21 protein-coding genes and 3 tRNA genes are annotated in these 20,103 nt (G+C 63.9%); 9 read left to right on the plus strand and 15 right to left on the minus strand.

Annotated elements, in window-relative coordinates; genetic code table 11:
• Window positions 1–4: 4 nt before the first annotated feature.
• From PSV26_RS19700 to PSV26_RS19710, 3 genes are read left to right on the plus strand one after another with little or no spacing between them, the layout of a single operon-like run.
• Window positions 5–973, plus strand: coding sequence for a nitronate monooxygenase (locus PSV26_RS19700; RefSeq protein WP_300573296.1), 969 nt, complete (start codon window positions 5–7; stop codon window positions 971–973).
• Window positions 966–2,213 carry an acetyl-CoA acetyltransferase gene (locus PSV26_RS19705; protein ID WP_300573299.1) on the plus strand — a complete coding sequence of 416 codons (1,248 nt, stop codon included), beginning with the start codon at window positions 966–968 and terminating at the stop codon, window positions 2,211–2,213. The genes PSV26_RS19700 and PSV26_RS19705 overlap by 8 nt, the downstream gene beginning before the upstream one ends.
• A complete protein-coding gene (locus PSV26_RS19710; protein WP_300573302.1) occupies window positions 2,210–3,322 on the plus strand; it encodes a CoA transferase in 1,113 nt (370 codons plus the stop codon). The genes PSV26_RS19705 and PSV26_RS19710 overlap by 4 nt, the downstream gene beginning before the upstream one ends.
• A gap of 172 nt (window positions 3,323–3,494) precedes the next feature.
• Here PSV26_RS19710 and PSV26_RS19715 read toward each other — a convergent pair whose 3' ends face one another.
• The 10 genes from PSV26_RS19715 to folC form a co-directional block, all read right to left on the minus strand.
• On the minus strand, window positions 3,495–3,974 hold the full coding sequence (locus PSV26_RS19715) for an Arm DNA-binding domain-containing protein (protein ID WP_300573305.1): 480 nt from the start codon (window positions 3,972–3,974) through the stop codon (window positions 3,495–3,497).
• A gap of 176 nt (window positions 3,975–4,150) precedes the next feature.
• A tRNA-Asp gene (locus PSV26_RS19720) sits at window positions 4,151–4,227 on the minus strand.
• A gap of 97 nt (window positions 4,228–4,324) precedes the next feature.
• A tRNA-Glu gene (locus PSV26_RS19725) sits at window positions 4,325–4,400 on the minus strand.
• A 91-nt stretch (window positions 4,401–4,491) separates the two neighbouring features.
• A tRNA-Ala gene (locus tag PSV26_RS19730) sits at window positions 4,492–4,567 on the minus strand.
• 50 nt (window positions 4,568–4,617) lie between these two features.
• Window positions 4,618–6,021: a glutamate--tRNA ligase gene (gene gltX, locus PSV26_RS19735; RefSeq protein ID WP_300573308.1), complete on the minus strand. Its 1,404-nt coding sequence runs from the start codon at window positions 6,019–6,021 to the stop codon at window positions 4,618–4,620.
• On the minus strand, window positions 6,018–7,232 hold the full coding sequence (locus PSV26_RS19740; RefSeq protein WP_300573311.1) for an O-succinylhomoserine sulfhydrylase: 1,215 nt from the start codon (window positions 7,230–7,232) through the stop codon (window positions 6,018–6,020). Before PSV26_RS19740 ends, gltX begins: the two co-directional genes overlap by 4 nt.
• A gap of 2 nt (window positions 7,233–7,234) precedes the next feature.
• Window positions 7,235–8,752 (minus strand): amidophosphoribosyltransferase, encoded by a 1,518-nt coding sequence (purF, locus tag PSV26_RS19745; RefSeq protein ID WP_300513140.1) that lies wholly within the window; start codon window positions 8,750–8,752, stop codon window positions 7,235–7,237.
• A 28-nt stretch (window positions 8,753–8,780) separates the two neighbouring features.
• Window positions 8,781–9,263 carry a CvpA family protein gene (locus PSV26_RS19750; protein WP_300513142.1) on the minus strand — a complete coding sequence of 161 codons (483 nt, stop codon included), beginning with the start codon at window positions 9,261–9,263 and terminating at the stop codon, window positions 8,781–8,783.
• Between the two features lie 14 nt (window positions 9,264–9,277).
• Window positions 9,278–10,060, minus strand: a complete 783-nt coding sequence (locus PSV26_RS19755) for an SPOR domain-containing protein (protein ID WP_300573314.1) — start codon at window positions 10,058–10,060, stop codon at window positions 9,278–9,280.
• Window positions 10,061–10,088: 28 nt separating this feature from the next.
• Window positions 10,089–11,414, minus strand: coding sequence for a bifunctional tetrahydrofolate synthase/dihydrofolate synthase (folC, locus tag PSV26_RS19760; protein WP_300573317.1), 1,326 nt, complete (start codon window positions 11,412–11,414; stop codon window positions 10,089–10,091).
• Between the two features lie 159 nt (window positions 11,415–11,573).
• Here folC and PSV26_RS19765 point away from each other — a divergent pair, with 159 nt between their 5' ends.
• Both PSV26_RS19765 and PSV26_RS19770 read left to right on the plus strand, forming a co-directional pair.
• Entirely contained in the window at window positions 11,574–11,918 is a 345-nt protein-coding gene (locus tag PSV26_RS19765; RefSeq protein ID WP_300513148.1) for an arsenate reductase, read from the plus strand.
• 162 nt (window positions 11,919–12,080) lie between these two features.
• On the plus strand, window positions 12,081–12,824 hold the full coding sequence (locus PSV26_RS19770) for a glycine zipper 2TM domain-containing protein (RefSeq protein WP_300573320.1): 744 nt from the start codon (window positions 12,081–12,083) through the stop codon (window positions 12,822–12,824).
• A gap of 74 nt (window positions 12,825–12,898) precedes the next feature.
• Here PSV26_RS19770 and PSV26_RS19775 read toward each other — a convergent pair whose 3' ends face one another.
• Together PSV26_RS19775 and PSV26_RS19780 are read right to left on the minus strand one after the other, a co-directional pair.
• On the minus strand, window positions 12,899–13,681 hold the full coding sequence (locus PSV26_RS19775; protein ID WP_300573324.1) for an anti-sigma factor: 783 nt from the start codon (window positions 13,679–13,681) through the stop codon (window positions 12,899–12,901).
• Window positions 13,682–13,777: 96 nt separating this feature from the next.
• The gene (locus PSV26_RS19780; protein WP_300513154.1) at window positions 13,778–14,353 is read right to left on the minus strand and encodes a sigma-70 family RNA polymerase sigma factor; all 576 of its coding nucleotides are present in this window, start codon (window positions 14,351–14,353) and stop codon (window positions 13,778–13,780) included.
• Window positions 14,354–14,525: 172 nt separating this feature from the next.
• Here PSV26_RS19780 and PSV26_RS19785 point away from each other — a divergent pair, with 172 nt between their 5' ends.
• Window positions 14,526–14,843 carry a pyrimidine/purine nucleoside phosphorylase gene (locus PSV26_RS19785; protein WP_300573327.1) on the plus strand — a complete coding sequence of 106 codons (318 nt, stop codon included), beginning with the start codon at window positions 14,526–14,528 and terminating at the stop codon, window positions 14,841–14,843.
• A 69-nt stretch (window positions 14,844–14,912) separates the two neighbouring features.
• Window positions 14,913–16,244 (plus strand): argininosuccinate synthase, encoded by a 1,332-nt coding sequence (argG, locus tag PSV26_RS19790; protein ID WP_300573331.1) that lies wholly within the window; start codon window positions 14,913–14,915, stop codon window positions 16,242–16,244.
• Window positions 16,245–16,335: 91 nt separating this feature from the next.
• Here argG and PSV26_RS19795 read toward each other — a convergent pair whose 3' ends face one another.
• Together PSV26_RS19795 and murB are read right to left on the minus strand one after the other, a co-directional pair.
• Entirely contained in the window at window positions 16,336–16,971 is a 636-nt protein-coding gene (locus PSV26_RS19795; protein WP_300573334.1) for a hypothetical protein, read from the minus strand.
• Between the two features lie 115 nt (window positions 16,972–17,086).
• Window positions 17,087–18,148 carry a UDP-N-acetylmuramate dehydrogenase gene (murB, locus tag PSV26_RS19800; protein WP_300573336.1) on the minus strand — a complete coding sequence of 354 codons (1,062 nt, stop codon included), beginning with the start codon at window positions 18,146–18,148 and terminating at the stop codon, window positions 17,087–17,089.
• A 56-nt stretch (window positions 18,149–18,204) separates the two neighbouring features.
• On the opposite strand from murB, the gene PSV26_RS19805 reads away from it, so the two are divergent.
• Both PSV26_RS19805 and PSV26_RS19810 read left to right on the plus strand, forming a co-directional pair.
• Window positions 18,205–18,690 carry a YajQ family cyclic di-GMP-binding protein gene (locus PSV26_RS19805; protein WP_300573339.1) on the plus strand — a complete coding sequence of 162 codons (486 nt, stop codon included), beginning with the start codon at window positions 18,205–18,207 and terminating at the stop codon, window positions 18,688–18,690.
• A gap of 11 nt (window positions 18,691–18,701) precedes the next feature.
• A complete protein-coding gene (locus tag PSV26_RS19810) occupies window positions 18,702–19,367 on the plus strand; it encodes a TIGR02281 family clan AA aspartic protease (protein ID WP_300513170.1) in 666 nt (221 codons plus the stop codon).
• Window positions 19,368–19,441: 74 nt separating this feature from the next.
• Here PSV26_RS19810 and plsY read toward each other — a convergent pair whose 3' ends face one another.
• Window positions 19,442–20,074, minus strand: coding sequence for a glycerol-3-phosphate 1-O-acyltransferase PlsY (gene plsY / locus PSV26_RS19815; protein ID WP_300573342.1), 633 nt, complete (start codon window positions 20,072–20,074; stop codon window positions 19,442–19,444).
• Window positions 20,075–20,103 lie beyond the last annotated feature (29 nt).

Raw genomic sequence — 20,103 nt, forward strand, 5'->3', positions numbered from 1 at the left:
ACGAATGACCATGTCACGACCCTTGCCCTTCAAGTTGCGGCTGCCCGTGGTGGCCGCGCCGATGTTCCTGATCTCTGGTCCGGCGCTGGTGCTGGCGGCCTGCCGCGCCGGCATTGTCGGGGCGTTTCCCACGCCCAACGCCCGGCCCATCGAGGTGCTGGGCGACTGGATGCACGAGATCACCGAGGGCCTGGCGCGTGCGCGGGACGAGCAATCTGCCGCGACCATCGGGCCCTGGTGCGCCAACCTTGTCACGCATTCCTCCAACACGCGCCTGCCGCAGGACCTGGAGTTGATCGCCAGGTACAAACCACCCATCGTGGTGACGGCCCTGGGCAGCCCCAAGCCTGCCATCGAGGTGGTGCATGGCTACGGCGGCCTGGTGTTTGCCGACGTCATCAACGTCACGCTGGCGAAAAAGGCCGTTGCGGCCGGCGCCGACGGCCTGGCCTGCGTCTCGGCCGGCGCGGGCGGCCATACCGGCTTTCTCTCGCCGTTTGCTTTCGTGAGCGCGGTGCGTGAGTTCTTTGACGGGTACGTCGTCACCGGCGGCGGCATCAGCGACGGCTGGGGCGTGGCCGGTGCCATCGCCAGCGGCGCCGACCTGGTCTACATGGGAACGCGATTCATCCCCGTCGAGGAGAGCATGGCGCACGACGACTACAAGCGCATGGTGGTGGACGCCACGGTCGATGATCTGGTGGTCAGCGCCGGCATCACCGGCACGCCCGCCAGCTGGCTCAAGGCGTCGCTGCGCGCCAACGGGCTGGACCCCGACAACATGCCGGCCGCGCCGCAACGCCACTACGACAGCAGCCAATCGATCGCAGCCAAGAAATGGAAGGATGTCTGGGCCGCGGGCCAAGGCGTCGGCGCCATCAAGACCGTCGAGCCGGTGGCTGTGGTGGTGGACCGCCTGGCGCAGGAGTACGGTGCCGCGGCGCGCCGGTTCGCGGAGCTGCCCCATGGCTGAGCCCGTCTTCATCCTGGGGGGCTACCAGACCGACTTTGCACGCGCCTGGTCGCGCGAGGGCCTAGATATTTCCGACATGGTCCGCGAGGCGACGCTGGGCGCCCTGGAGGCCGCGCAGGTGGATGCGGTGCAAGTCCAGAGCATCCATGTGGGCAACGCCTTTGGCGAACTGCAGCGGCGCCAAGGCCATCTGGGCGCCATGGTCGCGCAGAGGGTTCCCGAGCTTTGGGGCGTGCCTGCCATGCGCCACGAAGGCGCATGTGCCTCGTCCTCGCTGGGCGTTCTGACTGCGATGGCCGAGATCGAGGCCGGGCGCTACGACTGCGTGCTGGTGCTTGGCGTGGAGGAGTTCAGGAATCTGCCTGGCCACGAGGCGTCTAGGAACCAGAATGCCGCCTCCTGGCAGGGCCATGAAGACATCGATTGCACCTACATGTGGCCCGCGGCCTTCGGCCGGGTTGCCCAGGAATACGAACGCCGCTTTGGTCTGGACCGCAGCCACCTCAATCGCATTGCCGAGATCAACTACGGCAATGGCAGGCGCAACCCGCTGGCGCAGACACGCTCGTGGCAGTTCGGCGAGCAAAGCTTCACCGATAACGACGTGGCCAACCCGGTCATCGAGCCCGGGACGCGCCGCCAGGACTGCGGCCAGGTCACGGACGGCGCCTGTGCGGTCATCCTGGTTTCAGCGCGCTTTGCAGGGGAGCAGGGGCGCAAGCCGGAGCTGCTGCCCCGCATCGCAGGCTGGGGCCACCGCAACGCGGGCCTGCGCCTGCTCGACAAGTTCGAGCGCAGCCGGGGGCAGGCGTATGTGTTCCCCCATGTGCGCCAGACCCTGGAAGATGCCTGGCGGCGCGCCGGCGTGCCGGGCGTGGAGGCCATGAACGGTGTCGAGACCCACGATTGCTTCACCGTCACCGAATATGTCGCCATTGACCATCTGGGCTTGACCCCGCCGGGCCAGAGTTGGCGGGCGGTGGAGGACGGCAGCATCGCGCCCGGCGGCCGATGCCCGGTGAACATGAGCGGAGGGCTGATCGGCTGCGGCCATCCCGTGGGCGCGACCGGTGCACGCATGCTGCTGGACGCCGCAAAGCAGGTGGCGGGCCAGGCGGGCGCCTGCCAGATAGAAGGCGCCCGGCGGATTCAGACGCTGAACATCGGCGGCTCGTTTGGCACGGTGGTCAGCTTCGTGGTCGAAGCGGGCGCGGCGGGCTCCCACGCGCCGTCCCCATGACATCCGGCGCAACGGCCAGGCTTGCGCTGGAAGGCGTCCGGATCTTCGACGCTTCACAGGGCGTGGCGGGGCCTTACTGCGGGCTGCTGCTGGCCATGAACGGTGCCGAGGTCATCAAGATCGAACCGCCCGAGGGGGACTGGCTGCGCCAGCTGGGCGATCGCGTCGGCGACCACAGCCCGCATTCCTGGTACCTCAATCGGGGCAAGACGTCGCGCGTCTTTGACTTCAAAAACCCGGGGCAGCGCCGTGAGGCCATCGATCTGGCTGCCGGCTGTGACGTGTTCCTGGCGAGCTTCCGGCCGGGAGTCGTCGAGCGGCTTGGCCTTTCATATGCGGACCTGCAGGCGCGCCATCCGGCGCTGGTGCATTGCCTCATCTCCGGTTACGGACAGAGCGGGCCGCGTGCCAGCCGCGCGGCCGTGGACGGCGTGCTGCAGGCGTTCTGCGGCTGGGCGGACGTGAACCGCACGGGCGGCCAGCCCCGCGTGTTTCCCTACTTCGCGGTGGACATGCTGGCCGGCATGTACGCCTACCAGGCGGTGCTTCAGGGCCTGATCCGGCGATGGCGGTTTGGGGAAGGTGCGCGGTTGGAGGTAAGCCTCATGGAGGCGGCAGCGGCCTTCATGGGTCCCCGTATGCTGGAGATCGCCCTGGCCCACGGCGTGCCCCCCGAACTATTCAGCCCGCCCAATGGCGTGTTCCAGACAAGGGACGGATGGTTCCTGGTCGCGGTCACTTCGCAGCCGCAGTTCGCGTTGGCCTGCCAGGCCCTGGGCTGCGACGGGCTGGCGCAGGATCCGCGCTTTGCATCCAGGGCGCTACGCGGCAGGAACGGCGAGGCATTGACCGAACTTTTCGCGCAGCGCTTTACGCAACTCGAGAGTGCCGACTGCGAAAGGCGGTTTGAAGCGCAAGGCGCCATGGGCTCGACCGTACTGTCACCCTGGCAGCTGCTTCAGGATGAGCAGATGGCAGCCGCCGAAGCCGTGCTGGCGACGGAGACGCCGGAAGGTGACCTTGCGGTCGTGTCCATTCCCGGCGCTTCAAGGGACTTGCAGAGACAGCCAGCGCCCGCGTTGGGTTTGCATACCCAGCTCGATATCTAAGAGTTTGCGCGACAGACATTTCTTGCCTCCTCAGGGAGAAGGTCGGGGTGAGGGTCAACGGAGCTGAGGTTGACGTTGCTTTGGGGGAGAGTGGCCCTGGGGTGTCCCTGTTGTTCGAGCTTTTTTGGCAGCTATGGAGGCGGCTGAGCAATGGTGCGGGTTGGGGGACGCTTCATGGGGCCCTGCCAGCCAGCGAGTAGGCTTGGCATGGAGGGCCACCGACAAGAGCCCAATCTTCAACGCCTTCCAAGGCTTTCTGAATCCATCCATCGGTGGTGCTCGACGGTGTTGTGCCGAGTTCGGCTTGCCTTGCCTCGGATTTGGCCAAGGCCGAAGCATCCTTCACGTCGGGGTGTTCAAACAACTCTTTGCCAGTAATCGCGCCACGGAAGTAGTCGTAATAGCAGTCAGGTGTTGAGTTCCGTCGAAAACCGGGGGAAGCCAACCCCTCCTTGCCATCTTCTTTGCTGTATTTCCAACGCCAAAGCTTTGACCCACTTGGGGTCACGATCAGGTGCAGACCGTTGCCATCGTAGAGCTTGAATTGCGCAGCACTTGGCTTTGCTTGGCTAAGTTCTTTGTCGGTGAGCTTGGCGCGTGGATTTCGGTCTCGCCGGACTATGGGGGTGCTAGAAATTGACTCTGATCGCATGGAATCCTGTTGTGCGTTCAGGATACCCAATAGGCGAAAAGCCATACCCCAAAAAACACCCCGATAAAAGACCGGAGCCAGGGAGACGACAACGAACGCTCTGAAACGAAAAAGCCCCTTTTCAGAGGGGCTTTTCGATTTTCAGGGGTGCTTGCAGGACCTTGCTGAACCAATACTGGCGGAGTGGACGGGACTCGAACCCGCGACCCCCGGCGTGACAGGCCGGTATTCTAACCAACTGAACTACCACTCCTGGTAGCGACAACATTCGCTCTTTCGAGCCAAGTCGCCTGCTTGCGCAGGCCTGTTATCAACTTGTGCCTTGTGCTTCACATCGCTGTGAAGAATTCTGGCGACCCTAAGGGGATTCGAACCCCTGTAGCCACCGTGAAAGGGTGGTGTCCTAGGCCTCTAGACGATAGGGTCAAAACCTTGGAACTTCCGTCAGCAGGCGTTTTGTTTTTACACAAAGACCCGCCAAAAAAACTCTATTCAAAAAAACGTTTCGACCATTTGATGGTGGAGGTAAGCGGGATCGAACCGCTGACCTCTTGCATGCCATGCAAGCGCTCTCCCAGCTGAGCTATACCCCCCTGTTGCAAGTTTCCCTGCAATCGTCGAGCCTTGAATTATAGCCCGAAAATCAGAGCCTTTTCAAGCGGACGAGACGCGCAATCACGTTTTCCCTGTCCATCAATGCCAAAAAGGCATCGAGCGACGGTGTTTGCTGGCGTCCGGCGACCAGCACCCGCACCGGCATGGCCAGTTGCGGCATCTTCAGGCCTTTGTCCAGCAGCACCTGCTTGATGGCGGCCGCGATCGCCGGCTTGCTCCACTCGCAGCTGGCCAGCAACTCGGCGAGCTGGTACACCGCCGGCACCACATCGGCCGGTACGTGGGCCTGGATGTCTTGCGCACTCACCGGCTCATGGCTGACCAGCACACCCATCCAGTCGGCCAGTTCCACCAGGGTGCTGCAACGGTCTTTCAGCAAGGCGCAGGCAGCAACGCGCCGGCCCGCATCGAGCCCGGCGAGCGCACGCGCGGGAAGGAAGGGCAGGACCAGTTCGGCAAGCCGGTCGTCGGCCGTGGCCTTGATGTGCTGGGCGTTGACCCAGCGCAGCTTGGTTTCGTCGAACTGCGCCGCACTTTTGCCGAGGTGGTCGAGGTTGAACCATTGCAGGAACTGCTCGCGGCTGAAGATTTCATCGTCGCCATGGCTCCAGCCCAGGCGCGCCAGGTAATTGACCATGGCATCGGGCAGGTAACCTTCTTCGGCGTACTGCGTGACGGCTTTGGCGCCGTGACGCTTGCTCATTTTTTCGCCCTGCTCGTTGAGCACGGTGGGCAGGTGGGCATAGACCGGCACATCCTTGCCAAGGGCACGGAAGATGTTGATCTGGCGCGGCGTGTTGTTGATGTGGTCGTCGCCGCGGATCACATGCGTGATCCCCATGTCGAGGTCGTCGACGACCACGCAGAAGTTGTAGGTCGGCGTGCCGTCGGGCCGCGCGATCACGAGGTCGTCGAGTTCGTCGTTGCTGATCTCGATGCGGCCCTTGACCTTGTCGTCCCAGACCACGGCGCCGCCCTGCGGGTTCTTGAAACGCAGCACAGGCAACACGCCTGCCGGCACCGGTGGCAGGGTCTTGCCGGGCTCGGGCCGCCAGGTGCCGTCGTAACGCGGCTTCTGTTTGTCAGCCATCTGCTGCTCGCGCAGGGCATCGAGTTCGGCCATGCTCATGTAGCAGGGGTAGACATGGCCTGCGGCCTGCAGCTCGGCCAGCACCGCCTTGTAGCGGTCCATGCGCTGCATCTGGTAATGAGGGCCTTCGTCGTAGTCCAGGCCCAGCCAGCGCATGCTTTCGATGATCACGTCCACCGCGGCCTGCGAGGAACGCTCGACATCCGTGTCTTCAATGCGCAGGATGAAGTCGCCGCCGGTGGCGCGTGCAAACGCCCAGGGGTAAAGCGCCGAGCGGATGTTGCCGAGGTGGATGAAGCCTGTCGGTGAAGGCGCAAACCGCGTTCTTGTTTTTGGTGTCATGTCAGGGTGCCCAGGCCGCGCAGCAGGTCGGCCTTGATGTCTTCAATATGCTCCAGGCCCACAGCCACGCGGATCAGGCCCTGCCCGATGCCGGCGCCCTGCCGCTGTGCTTCGGTCAGGCGCCCATGCGAGGTGGTGCCGGGATGGGTGATGATGGTCTTGGTGTCGCCCAGGTTGGTGGCGATGCTCAGCACGCGGGTGCTGTTGATGACATGGAAAGCATTGGCGCGCGCGGTGTCGGGGTCGTTGCCCACAACGTCGAACGACACCACCGCCCCGCCCTGCCCCGACTGCTGGCGCATGGCCAGGTCGTGCTGCGGATGAGAGGCCAGGCCCGGGTAATAAACGCGCGCCACGCCGGGCTGCGCTTCCAGCCAGCGGGCCACGGCCAGCGCATTGGCGCACTGCGCCTGCATGCGGATACCCAGGGTTTCGAGCCCCTTGAGCACGACCCAGGCATTGAAGGGCGACAGCGTCATGCCGGCGGTGCGCACCACCGGGCCGAACACATCGACGATCAGCTTGGCCGGGCCGCAGATCGCCCCGGCCATCACGCGGCCCTGGCCATCGAGGTACTTGGTGCCGGAGTGGATCACCAGGTCGGCGCCCAGTTCCGCCGGCCGCTGCAAGGCCGGCGTGCAGAAACAGTTGTCCACCGCCAGCAGCGCGCCGGCGCCGTGCGCGAGATCGGCGAGGGCGGCAATGTCGCAGACGTCGGTCAGCGGGTTGGTCGGCGTTTCGGCAAACAGCAGTCTGGTGGTGGGCTTGATGGCCGCTTTCCACTCGGCCACCTCGGTCTGCGACACAAAGGTGGTCTCGACGCCAAACTTGCCGAACTCCCGTCCGATCAGGTTGATGGTTGACCCGAACATCGAGCGCGAACAAATCACGTGGTCGCCGGCCTTGAGCAGGCCCATGCACATCATGAGGATCGCGCCCATGCCCGTCGAGGCGCCTATGGCGGCTTCGGTACCTTCCAGTGCGGCCAGCCGGCGCTCGAAGCTGGTGACCGTCGGGTTGGAAGTGCGGCCATAGGTGTAGCCGTCTTCCGTGCCGGCAAAGCGCCGGGCCGCGGTTTCAGCGTCGGGCTGCACAAAACCGCTGGTCAGGAAGAGTGCTTCCGAGTTTTCGCCGTATTGGCTGGACTCCAGCCCCACACGCACGGCCAGCGTATCGCGGTGCAGGTTGTCGGGCAGTGGTCGGTCGGTCATGCTCAGGCTTCCTGGGGGTTGGGCAGCGCCAGGCGCGAGACATCGACATCGCCTTCTTCGCTGCTGTCCACGCGCTGCTCGTTCATTTTGGCGATGGTCTCGGGCGTGATGTCGCCGGTGATGTAGACGCCGTCGAAACACGAGGCATCAAAGCCGTCGAGCTTGCCATTGAGCGAGCCGATGGCGCGCTTCATGCCTTCGACATCCTGGTAGATCAGCGCATCGCAGCCGATGGCAAGGCGGATCTCCTCGACCGTGCGGTCGTGCGCCACCAGTTCGGCGGCGGTGGGCATGTCGATGCCGTAGACGTTGGGATAACGCACCGGCGGTGCGGCGCTGGCCAGGTAGACCTTTTTGGCGCCGGCGTCACGCGCCATCTGCACGATCTCCCTGGAGGTGGTGCCACGCACGATGGAGTCATCGACCAGCAGCACGTTGCGGCCCTTGAACTCGCTGGCGATCACATTGAGCTTTTGCCGCACGGATTTTTTGCGCACACCCTGGCCCGGCATGATGAAGGTGCGGCCGACGTAACGGTTCTTCACAAAACCCTCGCGGTAGGGAATGCCCAGCAGATGCGCGAGCTGCGTGGCGCTCGGGCGGCTGGATTCCGGGATCGGAATGATCACGTCGATTTCGTTGGGCGGCACGGTGGACACCACACGTTTGGCCAGCGTCTCGCCCAGGTTCAGGCGCGCCTGGTAGACCGAGATGCCGTCCAGCACCGAGTCGGGCCGCGCCAGGTAGACGAATTCAAAAATGCAGGGCATCAGTTGCGGGTGCTCGGCACACTGCTCGGCGTGGACCGTGCCCTGCATGTCCACGAACACCGCCTCGCCCGGCGCAATGTCGCGCTCGAACTGGTGGGCCGTGCCTTCCAGAGCCACCGACTCGCTGGCCACCATGACGGTGCGACCGCTGTCGTTCTGGCCGTGGCCCAAACACAGCGGGCGAATGCCGAAGGGGTCGCGAAAAGCCAGCAGGCCGTGGCCTGCAATCAGCGCCACCACAGCATACGAGCCCTTGATGCGCTTGTGCACGCCGCGCACGGCCGCAAACACGTCGGCGGGCGTGAGCGGCAGGCCGCGCGTGGTTTTTTCCAGCTCGTGCGCCAGCACGTTGAGCAGGACTTCGGAGTCGCTGTCGGTGTTGATGTGGCGATGGTCGGTGTTGAACAGTTCTGCCTTGAGTTCGGCAGCGTTGGTCAGGTTGCCGTTGTGCGACAGCACCAGACCGAACGGCGCGTTGACGTAAAACGGCTGCGCCTCGTCTTCACTGAAGGCGTTGCCGGCCGTCGGGTAACGCACCTGGCCCAGGCCCACGTTGCCCGGCAGCGCGCGCATGTTGCGCGTGCGAAACACGTCGCGCACCATGCCCTTGGCCTTGTGCATGAAGAACTTGCGTCCCTGCTGCGTGACAATCCCGGCCGCATCCTGACCACGGTGCTGCAGCAGGAGCAGTCCGTCGTAAATCAGCTGGTTCACCGGTGCGTTACTGACGACGCCAACTATTCCGCACATACATTTCCGTTCATCAATTCGCCAATCATTAAAGGTACTTTGCAAACTGTTCGGGCAACACCGGCTTCAGGCCCTTGACCGCCGCCGTCAGCACCCCGGCACCGACGGACTCCTGCCACCAGGCGCTGGCCTTGAACGCAGTCATGTTGACGACCACCGTCACCGCCAGCAGCAGGATCACCCCGCGCACCAGGCCAAACGCCGCCCCCAGGGTCCGGTCCACCGGCCGCAGGCCAATGGCCTCCACCAGCTTCTTGAACAGCACCGCCAGCAGGCCCGCCAGAAACACGGACACAATGAAAAGCAGGACAAAGGCCGCGGCGTAACGCACTGAATCGGACGCACTCTGCAATGGCAGCACGGCCGCCACATCTGGCGCAAACCATTGCGCGATGTAAAACGACAGCGCCCAACCGAGAACCGAGAGGATCTCGTACACCAGCCCCCGCCACGCGCCGATGATCAGCGACACCACCAACACCCCCAGAAACGCCCAGTCCGCAACAGCCACGACGCGTTACATGCCTACAAGGTCAGGATGGCGGCCGGCAAATCAAGGCTTTTGATCTTGCTGGCGGCCTTGTCGGCATCGGCCTTGCTGGCAAACGGCCCGACCCGCACGCGAATACGCTTGCCGTCCTTGGTGTCGGCGACCTGGGTGTAGGTCTTGAGCCCCGCCCGCTCCAGTTTCTGGCGTACTTCCCGGGCCTTGTCGGCATCGGCAAATGCGCCCACCTGCACCACCAGGCGGCCTTCCGCCTCGGCCGGTGCGGCCTTGGCAGCGGGCGCCTTGCCGTCGAGCAGGGCCTTGGCGCGGGCACCCTCGTCTGCGGCGGGTGCGGGCGTTTTGGCCGCGGCCTTGGGCTCGGGTTTCGGCTCCGGCTTCAGCTCCGGTTTCGGTTCGGGCTTTGCTTCTTTTTTGATAGCAGGCTGCGCAGATTCAGCGGGCGTTTCAGCCTTTTTTTCCGAGACGATTTCTTCGCGCGGCGAGAGGCTGGTCGGCGCGGTGACCTTGTCGTTGCCCGCCGGCGCGGCACTGGCGGCGACAGCCGGCGCAGTGGCCGGCAGCGGCATCACCAGGGGCTTGACCCCGCTCTTGGCAGGGATCTCGATCGGAATGTCGACAGCCACCGGACGCGGCTGGGTGTCAAACAAGAGGGGGAAACCGATCACTCCGGCCAGCACCAGCACCACCGCACCGATGAGGCGGTGCTTGGCACGTTTGCGCATGACTTCCACGCTCTCGGTCTGGGTGGCAGACCCGGCAGCAGCAGAGGGTTGGCCCCGGCGAAAGTTGAAAAACGGCATGGCGATGACGGTATCCGTTAGGTATCGGTTAGGTATCGGTTGATGAAGCGTGGCGCTCAGGCGCAGCGTGCGGAGCAAAAAGACGCGGCAGGCCGTCCTTCAAAACACCCCCCACCGTATAGAACGATCCGAAGACCACAATTCTATCAGCGGGGTCTGCGGCGGCGACGGCCGCCTGCAGGGCCTGCACCGGGCCGGCATGGACGCTCGCACGGGCATCCTGGCGGGTGTTCTGCGCCTGCCACGTGGCCAGCAAGTCCCCGGCCGTGGCGGCGCGGGGGGTCGGCAGATCGGTGAAATACCAGCGATCGACCAGCGGCCCCACCCGCTTGAGCATCTGGGCCAGGTCCTTGTCGGCCATCGCGCCGAAAACGCCGTGGGTGCAGGGGTAAAAACCCATGGCGTCGAGGTTCTCGGTGAGCGCCGCCACCGCGTGCGGGTTGTGCGCCACATCCAGCACCAGCGTTGGCTGGCCAGAGATGATCTGGAAGCGCCCCGGCAGTTCCACCATGCCCAGCCCGTTGCGCACCGCCTGGGCGGTCACCGGCAGCCGGTCACGCAGGGCCGTCAGCGCGGCCAGCACGCCCGAGGCGTTGACCAGCTGGTTGGCGCCGCGCAGCGCCGGATAGGCCAGGCCGGCGTAGCGCCTGCCGCGGCCGGCCCAGGCCCACTGCTGCTGGTCGCCGGAAAAGTTGAAGTCATGGCCCAGGCGCCACAGGTCAGCGCCCACTTCGGCGGCGTGATCGATCACGCTTTGCGGCGGCACCGGGTCGCCCACGACGGCGGGCTTGCCGGCGCGCATGATGCCGGCTTTCTCGCGGCCTATGCTTTCGCGGTCCTTGCCGAGCAGTTCGGTATGGTCGATGTCGATGCTCGTGATCAATGCGCAGTCGGCATCAATGATGTTGACCGAGTCGAGCCGCCCGCCCACCCCGACCTCGAGGACCACCACGTCCAGGCCGGACGCGGCCATCAGGCTGAAGATGGCGAGCATCGTGAACTCGAAATAGGTCAGTGAAATGTCACCGCGCAGCGCCTCGACCCGCTCGAAGTGCGGCAGCAACTGGTCGGCACGGGCGATCTCGCCGCGCAGGCGGCAGCGTTCTTCAAAATGCACCAGGTGCGGCGAGGTGTAGACGCCGGTGCGGTAGCCGGCCTGCCCCAAAATGGCCTCGAGCATGGCGCAGCTCGAACCCTTGCCGTTGGTGCCGGCGACGGTGATGACCGGGCAGTCAAACCGCAGCGCCATGCGTTCGGCCACACGGCGGACGCGGTCCAGTCCGAGGTCAATGGCGTGGGGGTGCAGGCGCTCGCAGTGCGCGAGCCAGTCGGCTAGGGTGGTGGGCTTGTCCATGGAAGCCGTATTGTCGCCGCTGCCGCGCCGCACCCGATCGCGCCGCCGCCCCGACCGTACGCCGGATGGGGTTGCATAGCTATCAAAACAATAGCTGCTTGCGCCCGCCCTGCAAGGGGATGGGGCCAATTTGATGCCAAACCATGCGAAAATCCGCGCATGATCACTGTTTACGGCATTCCCAACTGCGACACCGTCAAAAAAGCCCGCGCCTGGCTGGCCGCGCGCGCTGTCGCCCACACTTTTCACGACTTCAAAAAACAGGGCGTGCCGCCCGAGGGGCTCAGCGCCTGGGAGCGCGCGGTGGGCTGGGAAAAACTCCTCAACCGCCAGGGCACGACCTGGCGCAAGCTGGACCCGCAGCTGCAGGCCGCCACGGTGGACGCGGCCAGCGCCCGCGCGCTGATGCTGGCCCACCCCAGCGTGATCAAACGCCCGGTGGTGGACTGGGGCACGCAGGTCACGGTCGGATTTGACGAAAAAAGCTGGTCTGACCGGCTGTGAAGCCGCCGGCGGGACGTTGGTAAAGCGTGCGGGTCCGGGTCAGCTTTACAGGGCTTTACTGAACTTGTGTGCACCAAATTGACTCTGAATCATTAAACTGATAGCCGTCATTTTGGCCTCCCGCAAGGGGCTCTTCCAGCTGGCTGAAAAAGGATTTGAACCATGAAAAAAGCACTTGTTTTATCCGCTGTTGCCGCAGCCTCCGGCCTGTTTGCCGTCAACGCGTCCGCCATGGACATCCTGGCGCGTGTGATCTCCAGCACCCCGGTGGTCCAGCAGGTCAGCGTTCCGCGCCAGGTCTGCAGCACCCAGTCCATGATCACCGAAGCGCCTCCCTCGGGTGCCGGCGCGGTGATGGGCGCCCTGGCCGGCGGCGCGATGGGCAATGCCATCGGTGACGGCGGCGGGCGCGCCCTGGCAACGGTGATCGGCCTGGTCGGTGGCGCGATGGTCGGCAACAACATCGAAGGCAACCGCAGCCAGGTGCAGAACGTGCAGCAGTGCGGCACCCAGACCTCGTACGAAAACCGCACCTCGCACTACAACGTGGTCTACGAATACGCCGACAAGCAGTACACCGTGCAAATGCCCAATGACCCCGGCCTGTATGTGCGGCTGCAGGTCACGCCGGTGGGCGCGATGCCCGCGCCGCAGGCCGGTGTCCAGCAAGGTTATGGCCAGCCTGCCCAGCCGGTTTATTCGCAACCGGTGTACTCGCAGCCTGTCTATTCGCAACCGGTTTATTCGCAGCCCGTCTACCAGCCGGTTTATTCCCAGCCGGTCTACGTGCAGCCGGCAGTGGTCGCCTACCCCGGTTATTACCCGCGCCCCTATTACCCGCCGGTGGGCCTGTCGTTCAATTTCGGGTACAGCCGCGGCGGCTACGGTCACCGTCACTGGCGCTAATCCAGGCAAAACAAAAAAAAGGGGCTTTCAAGCCCCTTTTTTTGTTGCCGCCGAGGCTGAAGCGCTTTCCGGCTTTACAGCGCCGTCTGGAGCAAGGCCCCCTTGAACAGCACGGGCCCGCTCGGACCGCTGCCTGCCGGAACGCCGCCCAGGCGTTCCAGGCTCAGGGCCAGCGCCGGCACGTTGTTCACCTCACCGCTGGGGGCCGGCAGACGGATCACCGTGCCTTCACCGAGGACGCCCAGCGACTTCGGCCCGCCGGACTGCGGCAGCGCCCACAGCTGCAGGGACTTGTCCGGCCCGGGGTGGAACTGGCCCACATGTTTGAGCTGCAGTTGGCTGTGTTTGGGGTCGTAGGTCACCAGCACCGCGGGCGCGGCCTTGTCGTCGGCAAGCACCGCCACATAACGGATTTCGGGGGTGGCCGCCAGCCGGGCGTTCAGTTCCCGAACCTGGCCGTTGAGCTGGGTGTTGAAGTTCAGTCCGGTGACCACGGCCACCACCGCCGCCATGGCGCCGGCCGCGCTCGCACCGCGCCACAAGCCCAGGCTGGCCCACCAGCCTGCAACGGAACCAGCGGCGACCGGCGCCTGGCGCGCGGCCTGCATGGCTCGTGCCTGCTTGTCCGCCTGGACGAGGTTTTCAATCCGCTTCCAGACGGCGGCACTGGGCGCCTGCTGCGCCTGCAGTTCGGTGACCGAAGCCATGCGCCCCTGCCAGATCAGTGCCGCGGCGCGCACGGTTGCATGGGTCCGCGCCAGTTCCTCGAACCGGCGACGCGCGCCGCCGCGCAAGGTGCCCAGCGCATAACTGGCCGCCAGCTGATCAATCAGCGCGGGATTGCGGGTCAGGTTCATACAACACCTTCTTCAGAAGTTTCCCGCCGCAACGCAGCGGGAACAAACAGGGCAAATAGAGTCAATAAAGCAAACAAAACAGGCATCGGCTTCATCTCAGGCAAACCGGGACATGCAGCCGCGCAACTGCTCCAGGCCGCGGCGTATCCAGGTCTTCACCGTGCCCAGCGGCAGCTTGAGCTGCTCGGCCAGCTCCCCGTGGCTCAGATCGCGCAGGTAGGCCAGGCTCACCACCTCGCGCTGCTTGTTGCCCAGCTGGCTCAGGCACTGGTGCAGGGCCCAGGCCTGCTCGCCCGCCAGGGCGGTGTCCATCGGGTTGGCGGAGTCGCCTTCCAGCGTGTCGGACATCACATCGTCGAGTTCCTGCACCGCGTCGGCCCGGTCGGAGTTGCGGCGCCGCAGAAAGTCCAGCCCCCGGCTGCGCACGATCAGGCACAGCCAGGCCATGGGCGGCGACAGCGTGGCCTTGTAGTCGCCCGCAATGCGCCAGATGTTGATGAAGGCTTCCTGCAGCACATCCTCGGCCCAGCTTCTGTTGCTGACCACACGCACCGCCACGCCATACAGCTTGGAGGAGGTCAGTTCGTACAGTTCCCTGAGCGCCGATTCGTCGGCCAGCGCGACGCGGTCAATGAGCGCGATCAATTGGGTATCCGGGCTTTCTGCTTTCATGGACGTGATTGTCCTGCATTCGTGATACGCCTGAAATAGCCGAACGGATTCAGGGCCCTTGCCTCGTCAGGACCCGTCCGCCACGTGCCGGCGGCCCGGGTGACCTAAAATCAGGCGCTCTGCATCCCGGCCCGGCTGCCGGATGTTTTCCCCCGCCCACCTTCACACCACCATGACTACAGAAACAATCGACAACATCAGCGTCACCACGAAAGCCAATGTGTATTTCGACGGCAAGTGCGTGAGCCACGGCATCACCTTTGCCGACGGCACCAAAAAATCCGTCGGCGTGGTGCTGCCCTCGACACTGACCTTCAACACCGGCGCGCCCGAGATCATGGAGTGTGTGGCCGGCGCCTGTGAGTACAAACTGGCCGGCAGCGACGCCTGGGTGAAGTCCGCAGCCGGTGAAAAATTCAGCGTGCCGGGCAACTCGTCCTTCGACATCCGTGTCGGCGAGGCTTACCACTACATCTGCCACTTCGGCTGATCCGCAGGCGACTTACTCCTACTTTCATAGCAGCTTGCGCTGACTCCACAAGGGCTAGAGGCCAATTTTATGTCTAACACCATCCTGCAAAACATCCCCGCCGGCCAAAAGGTCGGCATCGCCTTCTCCGGCGGCCTCGACACCAGCGCCGCGCTTTTGTGGATGAAGCAAAAGGGCGCCCTTCCCTACGCCTATACCGCCAACCTGGGTCAGCCCGACGAGGCCGACTACGACGAGATCCCGCGCAAGGCCATGGAATACGGCGCCATCAAGGCGCGCCTGATTGATTGCCGCCCGCAACTGGCGGCTGAAGGCCTGGCCGCGCTGCAGGCCGGCGCCTTCCACATCACCACCGCCGGCTCCACCTACTTCAACACCACGCCGCTGGGCCGCGCCGTGACCGGCACCATGCTGGTCAGCGCCATGAAGGAAGACGACGTCAACATCTGGGGCGACGGCAGCACCTTCAAGGGCAACGACATCGAGCGCTTTTACCGCTACGGCCTGCTGACCAACCCCGCGCTGAAGATCTACAAGCCCTGGCTGGACCAGCAGTTCATCGACGAACTGGGGGGCCGCTCTGAAATGAGCGCCTTCATGACCGCCAATGGCTTTGGCTACAAGATGAGCGCCGAAAAGGCCTACAGCACCGACAGCAACATGCTGGGCGCCACGCACGAAGCCAAGGACCTGGAAAACCTCAACAGCGGCATGAAGATCGTCAACCCCATCATGGGCGTGCCGTTCTGGAAAGACGACTGCGTCGTCAAGGCCGAAGAAGTGAGCGTGACCTTTGAAGAAGGCCGCCCTGTGGCCCTGAACGGCATCCACTACCCCGACCTGGTCAGCCTGATCCTCAAGGCGAACGAAATTGGCGGCCGCCACGGCCTGGGCATGAGCGACCAGATCGAAAACCGCATCATCGAAGCCAAGAGCCGCGGCATCTACGAGGCCCCTGGCCTGGCGCTGCTGTTCATCGCCTACGAGCGCCTGGTCACCGGCATCCACAACGAAGACACCATTGAGCAATACCGCGACAACGGCCGCAAGCTCGGCCGCCTGCTGTACCAGGGCCGCTGGTTCGACAGCCAGGCCATCATGCTGCGCGAAACCGCCCAACGCTGGATCGCCAGTGCCATCACCGGCACCGTGACGCTGGAACTGCGCCGCGGCAACGACTACAGCCTGCTGAACACCGAATCACCCAACCTGACCTACGCGCCTGAGCGCCTGAGCATGGAAAAGGTGGAAGACGCGCCGTTCTCGCCGCTGGACCGCATTGGGCAATTGACGATGCGTAATCTGGACATCACCGACACCCGCGCCAAGCTGCAGGTGTACTCCAACGCCGGACTGCTGGAGTTGGGCAAGGGGGACGACTTTTTGAAGCTGGGTAAGTAAGTCCAATTAACCCCAAAAGACAAAGCCCGCCAAGTGCAAACTTGGCGGGCTTTGTTCATTTTGATCATTCCGCCATCTATTTCAGCGCACTTTAAAAGTCCCAGAAGACCCCTGGTCCGCCAGCAACTTGTCGCTTCCGAACCTTCTCCATGATGGGTTTCCGGTGTGCGGCCCCAACGAGAAACACGCCATGAGCGGGAACGTGGCGGATGCAATAGCTCTCAATGTTCTCGATCATTCCGGTCTCGCGATCGGCATTTGTCTGATTCCACAGATCGTAGGTCTGTCTCAACTTGGTGTCGTCGATCCACTCGACGGTTGCAAGAGCCTCGTTGCAGATGCCTTCCCATGCCTGCGCGCAGCGATCGCTGTTGAGGTAGGGGAAGCCGAGTTCCAGCATGTCTAGGCTGTTCTGGTCTACAAGTCGTCGATAGTCGGTACTCGTCCTCGCGACCTTCTTGAACATGTCTTCAGAATTGCTGAAGAATTCTTCGCCTGGCTTGTCCAAGTCCACAGGGACAACATTGACTGGACGGCGTTCCCGATACAAAACAACAGCAGCGGATTCAAGGGTGCCATGAGAGCCGTTGAGATAGTCAGCAAGAAAGGCAGATGGAATTTCGGCAAAGATGACGTCAGGTGCAAGTCGATCAAGGATCGCCCGCAGTTCCGCTATATTGGCGCGGCCAGATTCAGCGTGGACAGTTGCGATCAGCGTAATGCGCATGAGTTCTCGACTTAAGCGCCAGCCTGTGACGGACCTGGGCGGCGCGAACGGTCAGTCTTTCGCAACGACAGTGTCATACAGTCCGTAGTGCCGCAGCCCCTCGACTCCCCACTGACTACACCACCACCGGCTCCGGCTCCAGCAGGATGCCGAAGCGTTCATAAACACTGGTCTGGATGGCCTTGGCCAGGGTCATGACCTCGCCGCCGGTCACCGGGTTGGTGCTGCCGCCGCGGTTGACCAGCACCAGCGCCTGCCGGTCGTACACGCCGGCGTTGCCTATGCTCTTGCCTTTCCAGCCGCAGGCGTCGATCAGCCAGCCGGCGGCGAGTTTGACCGAGCCGTCGTCGAGGTGGTAGTGGACGATCTTGGGCTCGCGCTGGATGATGTCGGCGCACTGCTCGGGCGTCACCGTGGGGTTCTTGAAGAAGCTGCCGGCGTTGCCAATCACCTTGGGGTCGGGCAGCTTGGCCTTGCGGATCTCGCAGATCCACTCATAAATCTGTAGCGCGTCCGGCTGGGTGATGGCGGACTGCGCCATCTTTTTCTCGATGTCGGCATAACCCAGCACAGGCTTCCAGGCCTTGGGCAGCGCAAAACGCACCCGCGTGATCAGGGCCTTGCCGGCCAGCCCCAGGCCGGGGCGCCCATTGGGGCCGGTGCTGCTGTGTTTGAAGACCGAATCGCGGTAGCCAAATGCGCATTGCGCCGCGTTCAGCGTGAAGCTTTTTCCGGTGGTCAGATCGATGGCGTCGAGTGAATCAAAACGGTCCTGCAACTCCACGCCGTAGGCGCCGATATTCTGCACCGGCGAGCCGCCCACGGTGCCGGGGATCATGGCGAGGTTTTCCAGGCCCGGGTAGCCGCTGTGCAAGGTCCAGCCCACCACCTCGTGCCAGTTCTCGCCGGCGCCGGCCTCGACAATCCACGCTTTGGCGGTTTCGCTCACCAGCTTCCGGCCCATGATCTCGACCTTGAGCACGACGGACTTGACGTCGCCGGTGATGACGATGTTGCTGCCCCCGCCCAGCACGAACTTGGGTGCCGCCAGCAGGGCCGGATCGGCCAGCACGGCGGCCACGTCCTCTTCACTGGCAATACGCACCAGCGTGAGGGCCTTGGCCACGATGCCAAAGGTATTGGAAAACTGGAGGGGAACGTTTTTCTCGACTAACATCACGGGATTGTCGCACCCTGACACCTCTGCAACGCAACCCCGGAAGCCGGAAAACCATGCCCTCTTTTGACACCGTTCTCGAAGCCGATCTGGTCAAGGTCAAAAACTCGGTCGAAAACACCGCCAAGGAAATCGGCACCCGTTTCGACTTCAAGGGCACGGCAGCAGCGATCGAGCTCAAGGACAAGGAAATCACGCTGATCGGCGACAGCGACTTCCAGATCGACCAGATCACCGACATCCTGCGCAACAAGGCCACCAAAAGCGGCGTGGACGTGCGCTTTTTCGACGCCGGCAAGGTCGAGAAAATCGGCGGCGACAAGGTCAAGCAGGTCATCAAGGTGCGCAACGGCATCGAGGCCGAACAGGCCAAGAAGATCTCGCAGCTGATCAAGGGCAGCAAGGTCAAGGTGCAGGCCTCCATCCAGGGCGACGCGGTGCGGGTGACCGGAAAAAACCGCGACGACCTGCAGGAGGCGATGGCCATGATCAAGGCGGACCTGCCCGACATGCCGCTGAGCTTCAACAACTTTCGCGACTGAGCAGGCTTGCCATGCGGGCCAAAACACTGATCGCGGGGCTCGTCGGCATGGCGGGGCTTCTGGCTCCAGCGGCACACGCGCAGAGCGTTGCGCTGGCCGGCATGCTGGGCAGCAAGGCGCTGTTGATCGTCAATGGCGGCGCCCCTAAATCGGTCGCGCCCGGGGAAACCCACCAGGGGGTGAAAGTGGTCTCCACCGGCGGTGACCAGGCCGTGCTGGAACTCTCGGGCAAGCGCCACACCGTGCGCGTCGGCGATGCGCCGGTCAGCGTGGGTGCCGGCGGGGGCGCGGGCGGCGGCGCCGGCAAGGGCAGCCGCATTGTGTTGACCGCGGGCACCGGCGGTCACTTCTTCACCCCGGGCCAGATCAACGGCCGTGCGGTCCAGTTCGTGGTGGACACGGGGGCAACCAGCATCGCCATGAGCGCCGCCGATGCCGAACGCGCCGGCGTCAACTACAAAAGCGGGCAACCGGTGCAGATGAGCACCGCCAACGGCGTGACCCAGGGCTTTCGCGTGAAACTCGGTTCCGTGCGGGTCGGCGATGTCGAGGTGTATGACGTGGACGCCGTCGTCATGCCGCAGGGCATGGCCCACATGCTGCTGGGCAACAGCTTCCTGACGCGTTTCCAGATGATCCGCGAAAACGACCAGATGACGCTGGTCAAGCGTTTCTAGGAATAAAACAGGCTGCAGCCCATACCACGCAAGCGCGAGCAGCTATCTTATTGATAGCAAATCTCGGGGCCGGATCAGCCCTTCTTCTTCGCGCCCAGCTTCGATTCCGTGCCCTTGAGCAGCTTGTTGATGTTTTCCCGGTGCCGGAAAATCAGGAAGGCGCTCATGGCCACAATCGCCAGCGCAATCATCTTGTCGACATACCAGAACGAGCGGTCGCCGATCAGGTAATACCAGGGCGCAAAAATGGCGCAGGCAATCGCGGCCAGCGAGGAATAACGCGAGAAGAAGGCCACGATGATCCAGGTGGCCAGTGTCGCCAGGCCCAGCACCCAGTGCACGCCAAACAGCACACCGGCAGCCGTCGCCACCCCCTTGCCGCCCTGGAAGCCGAAAAACACCGGGTACAGATGGCCGATGAAGGCCGCGAGGCCGACGGCGGCCAGCGTGCCTTCGCGCATGCCGTAGTCCTTGCCGAACCACAAAACCAGCGCCATCGGCACCCAGCCCTTGAGCCCATCGAGCAGCAGCGTGAGCGCGGCCGCCGCCTTGTTGCCCGAGCGCAGGACATTGGTGGCGCCGGGGTTTTTGCTGCCGTAGCTGCGCGGGTCGTTCAGGCCCATCAGGCGGCTGACGATGACCGCGAAGGACAGCGAACCGATCAGGTAGGCCCCCAGCACGGCCAGGGCGGAATAAGCGTAGTCCATGGTGTTCTCTCCAGTGTTGTTGTTGTTGT

This window comes from Polaromonas sp. (assembly GCF_029945685.1).
Classification (GTDB): Bacteria; Pseudomonadota; Gammaproteobacteria; order Burkholderiales; family Burkholderiaceae_C; genus Polaromonas.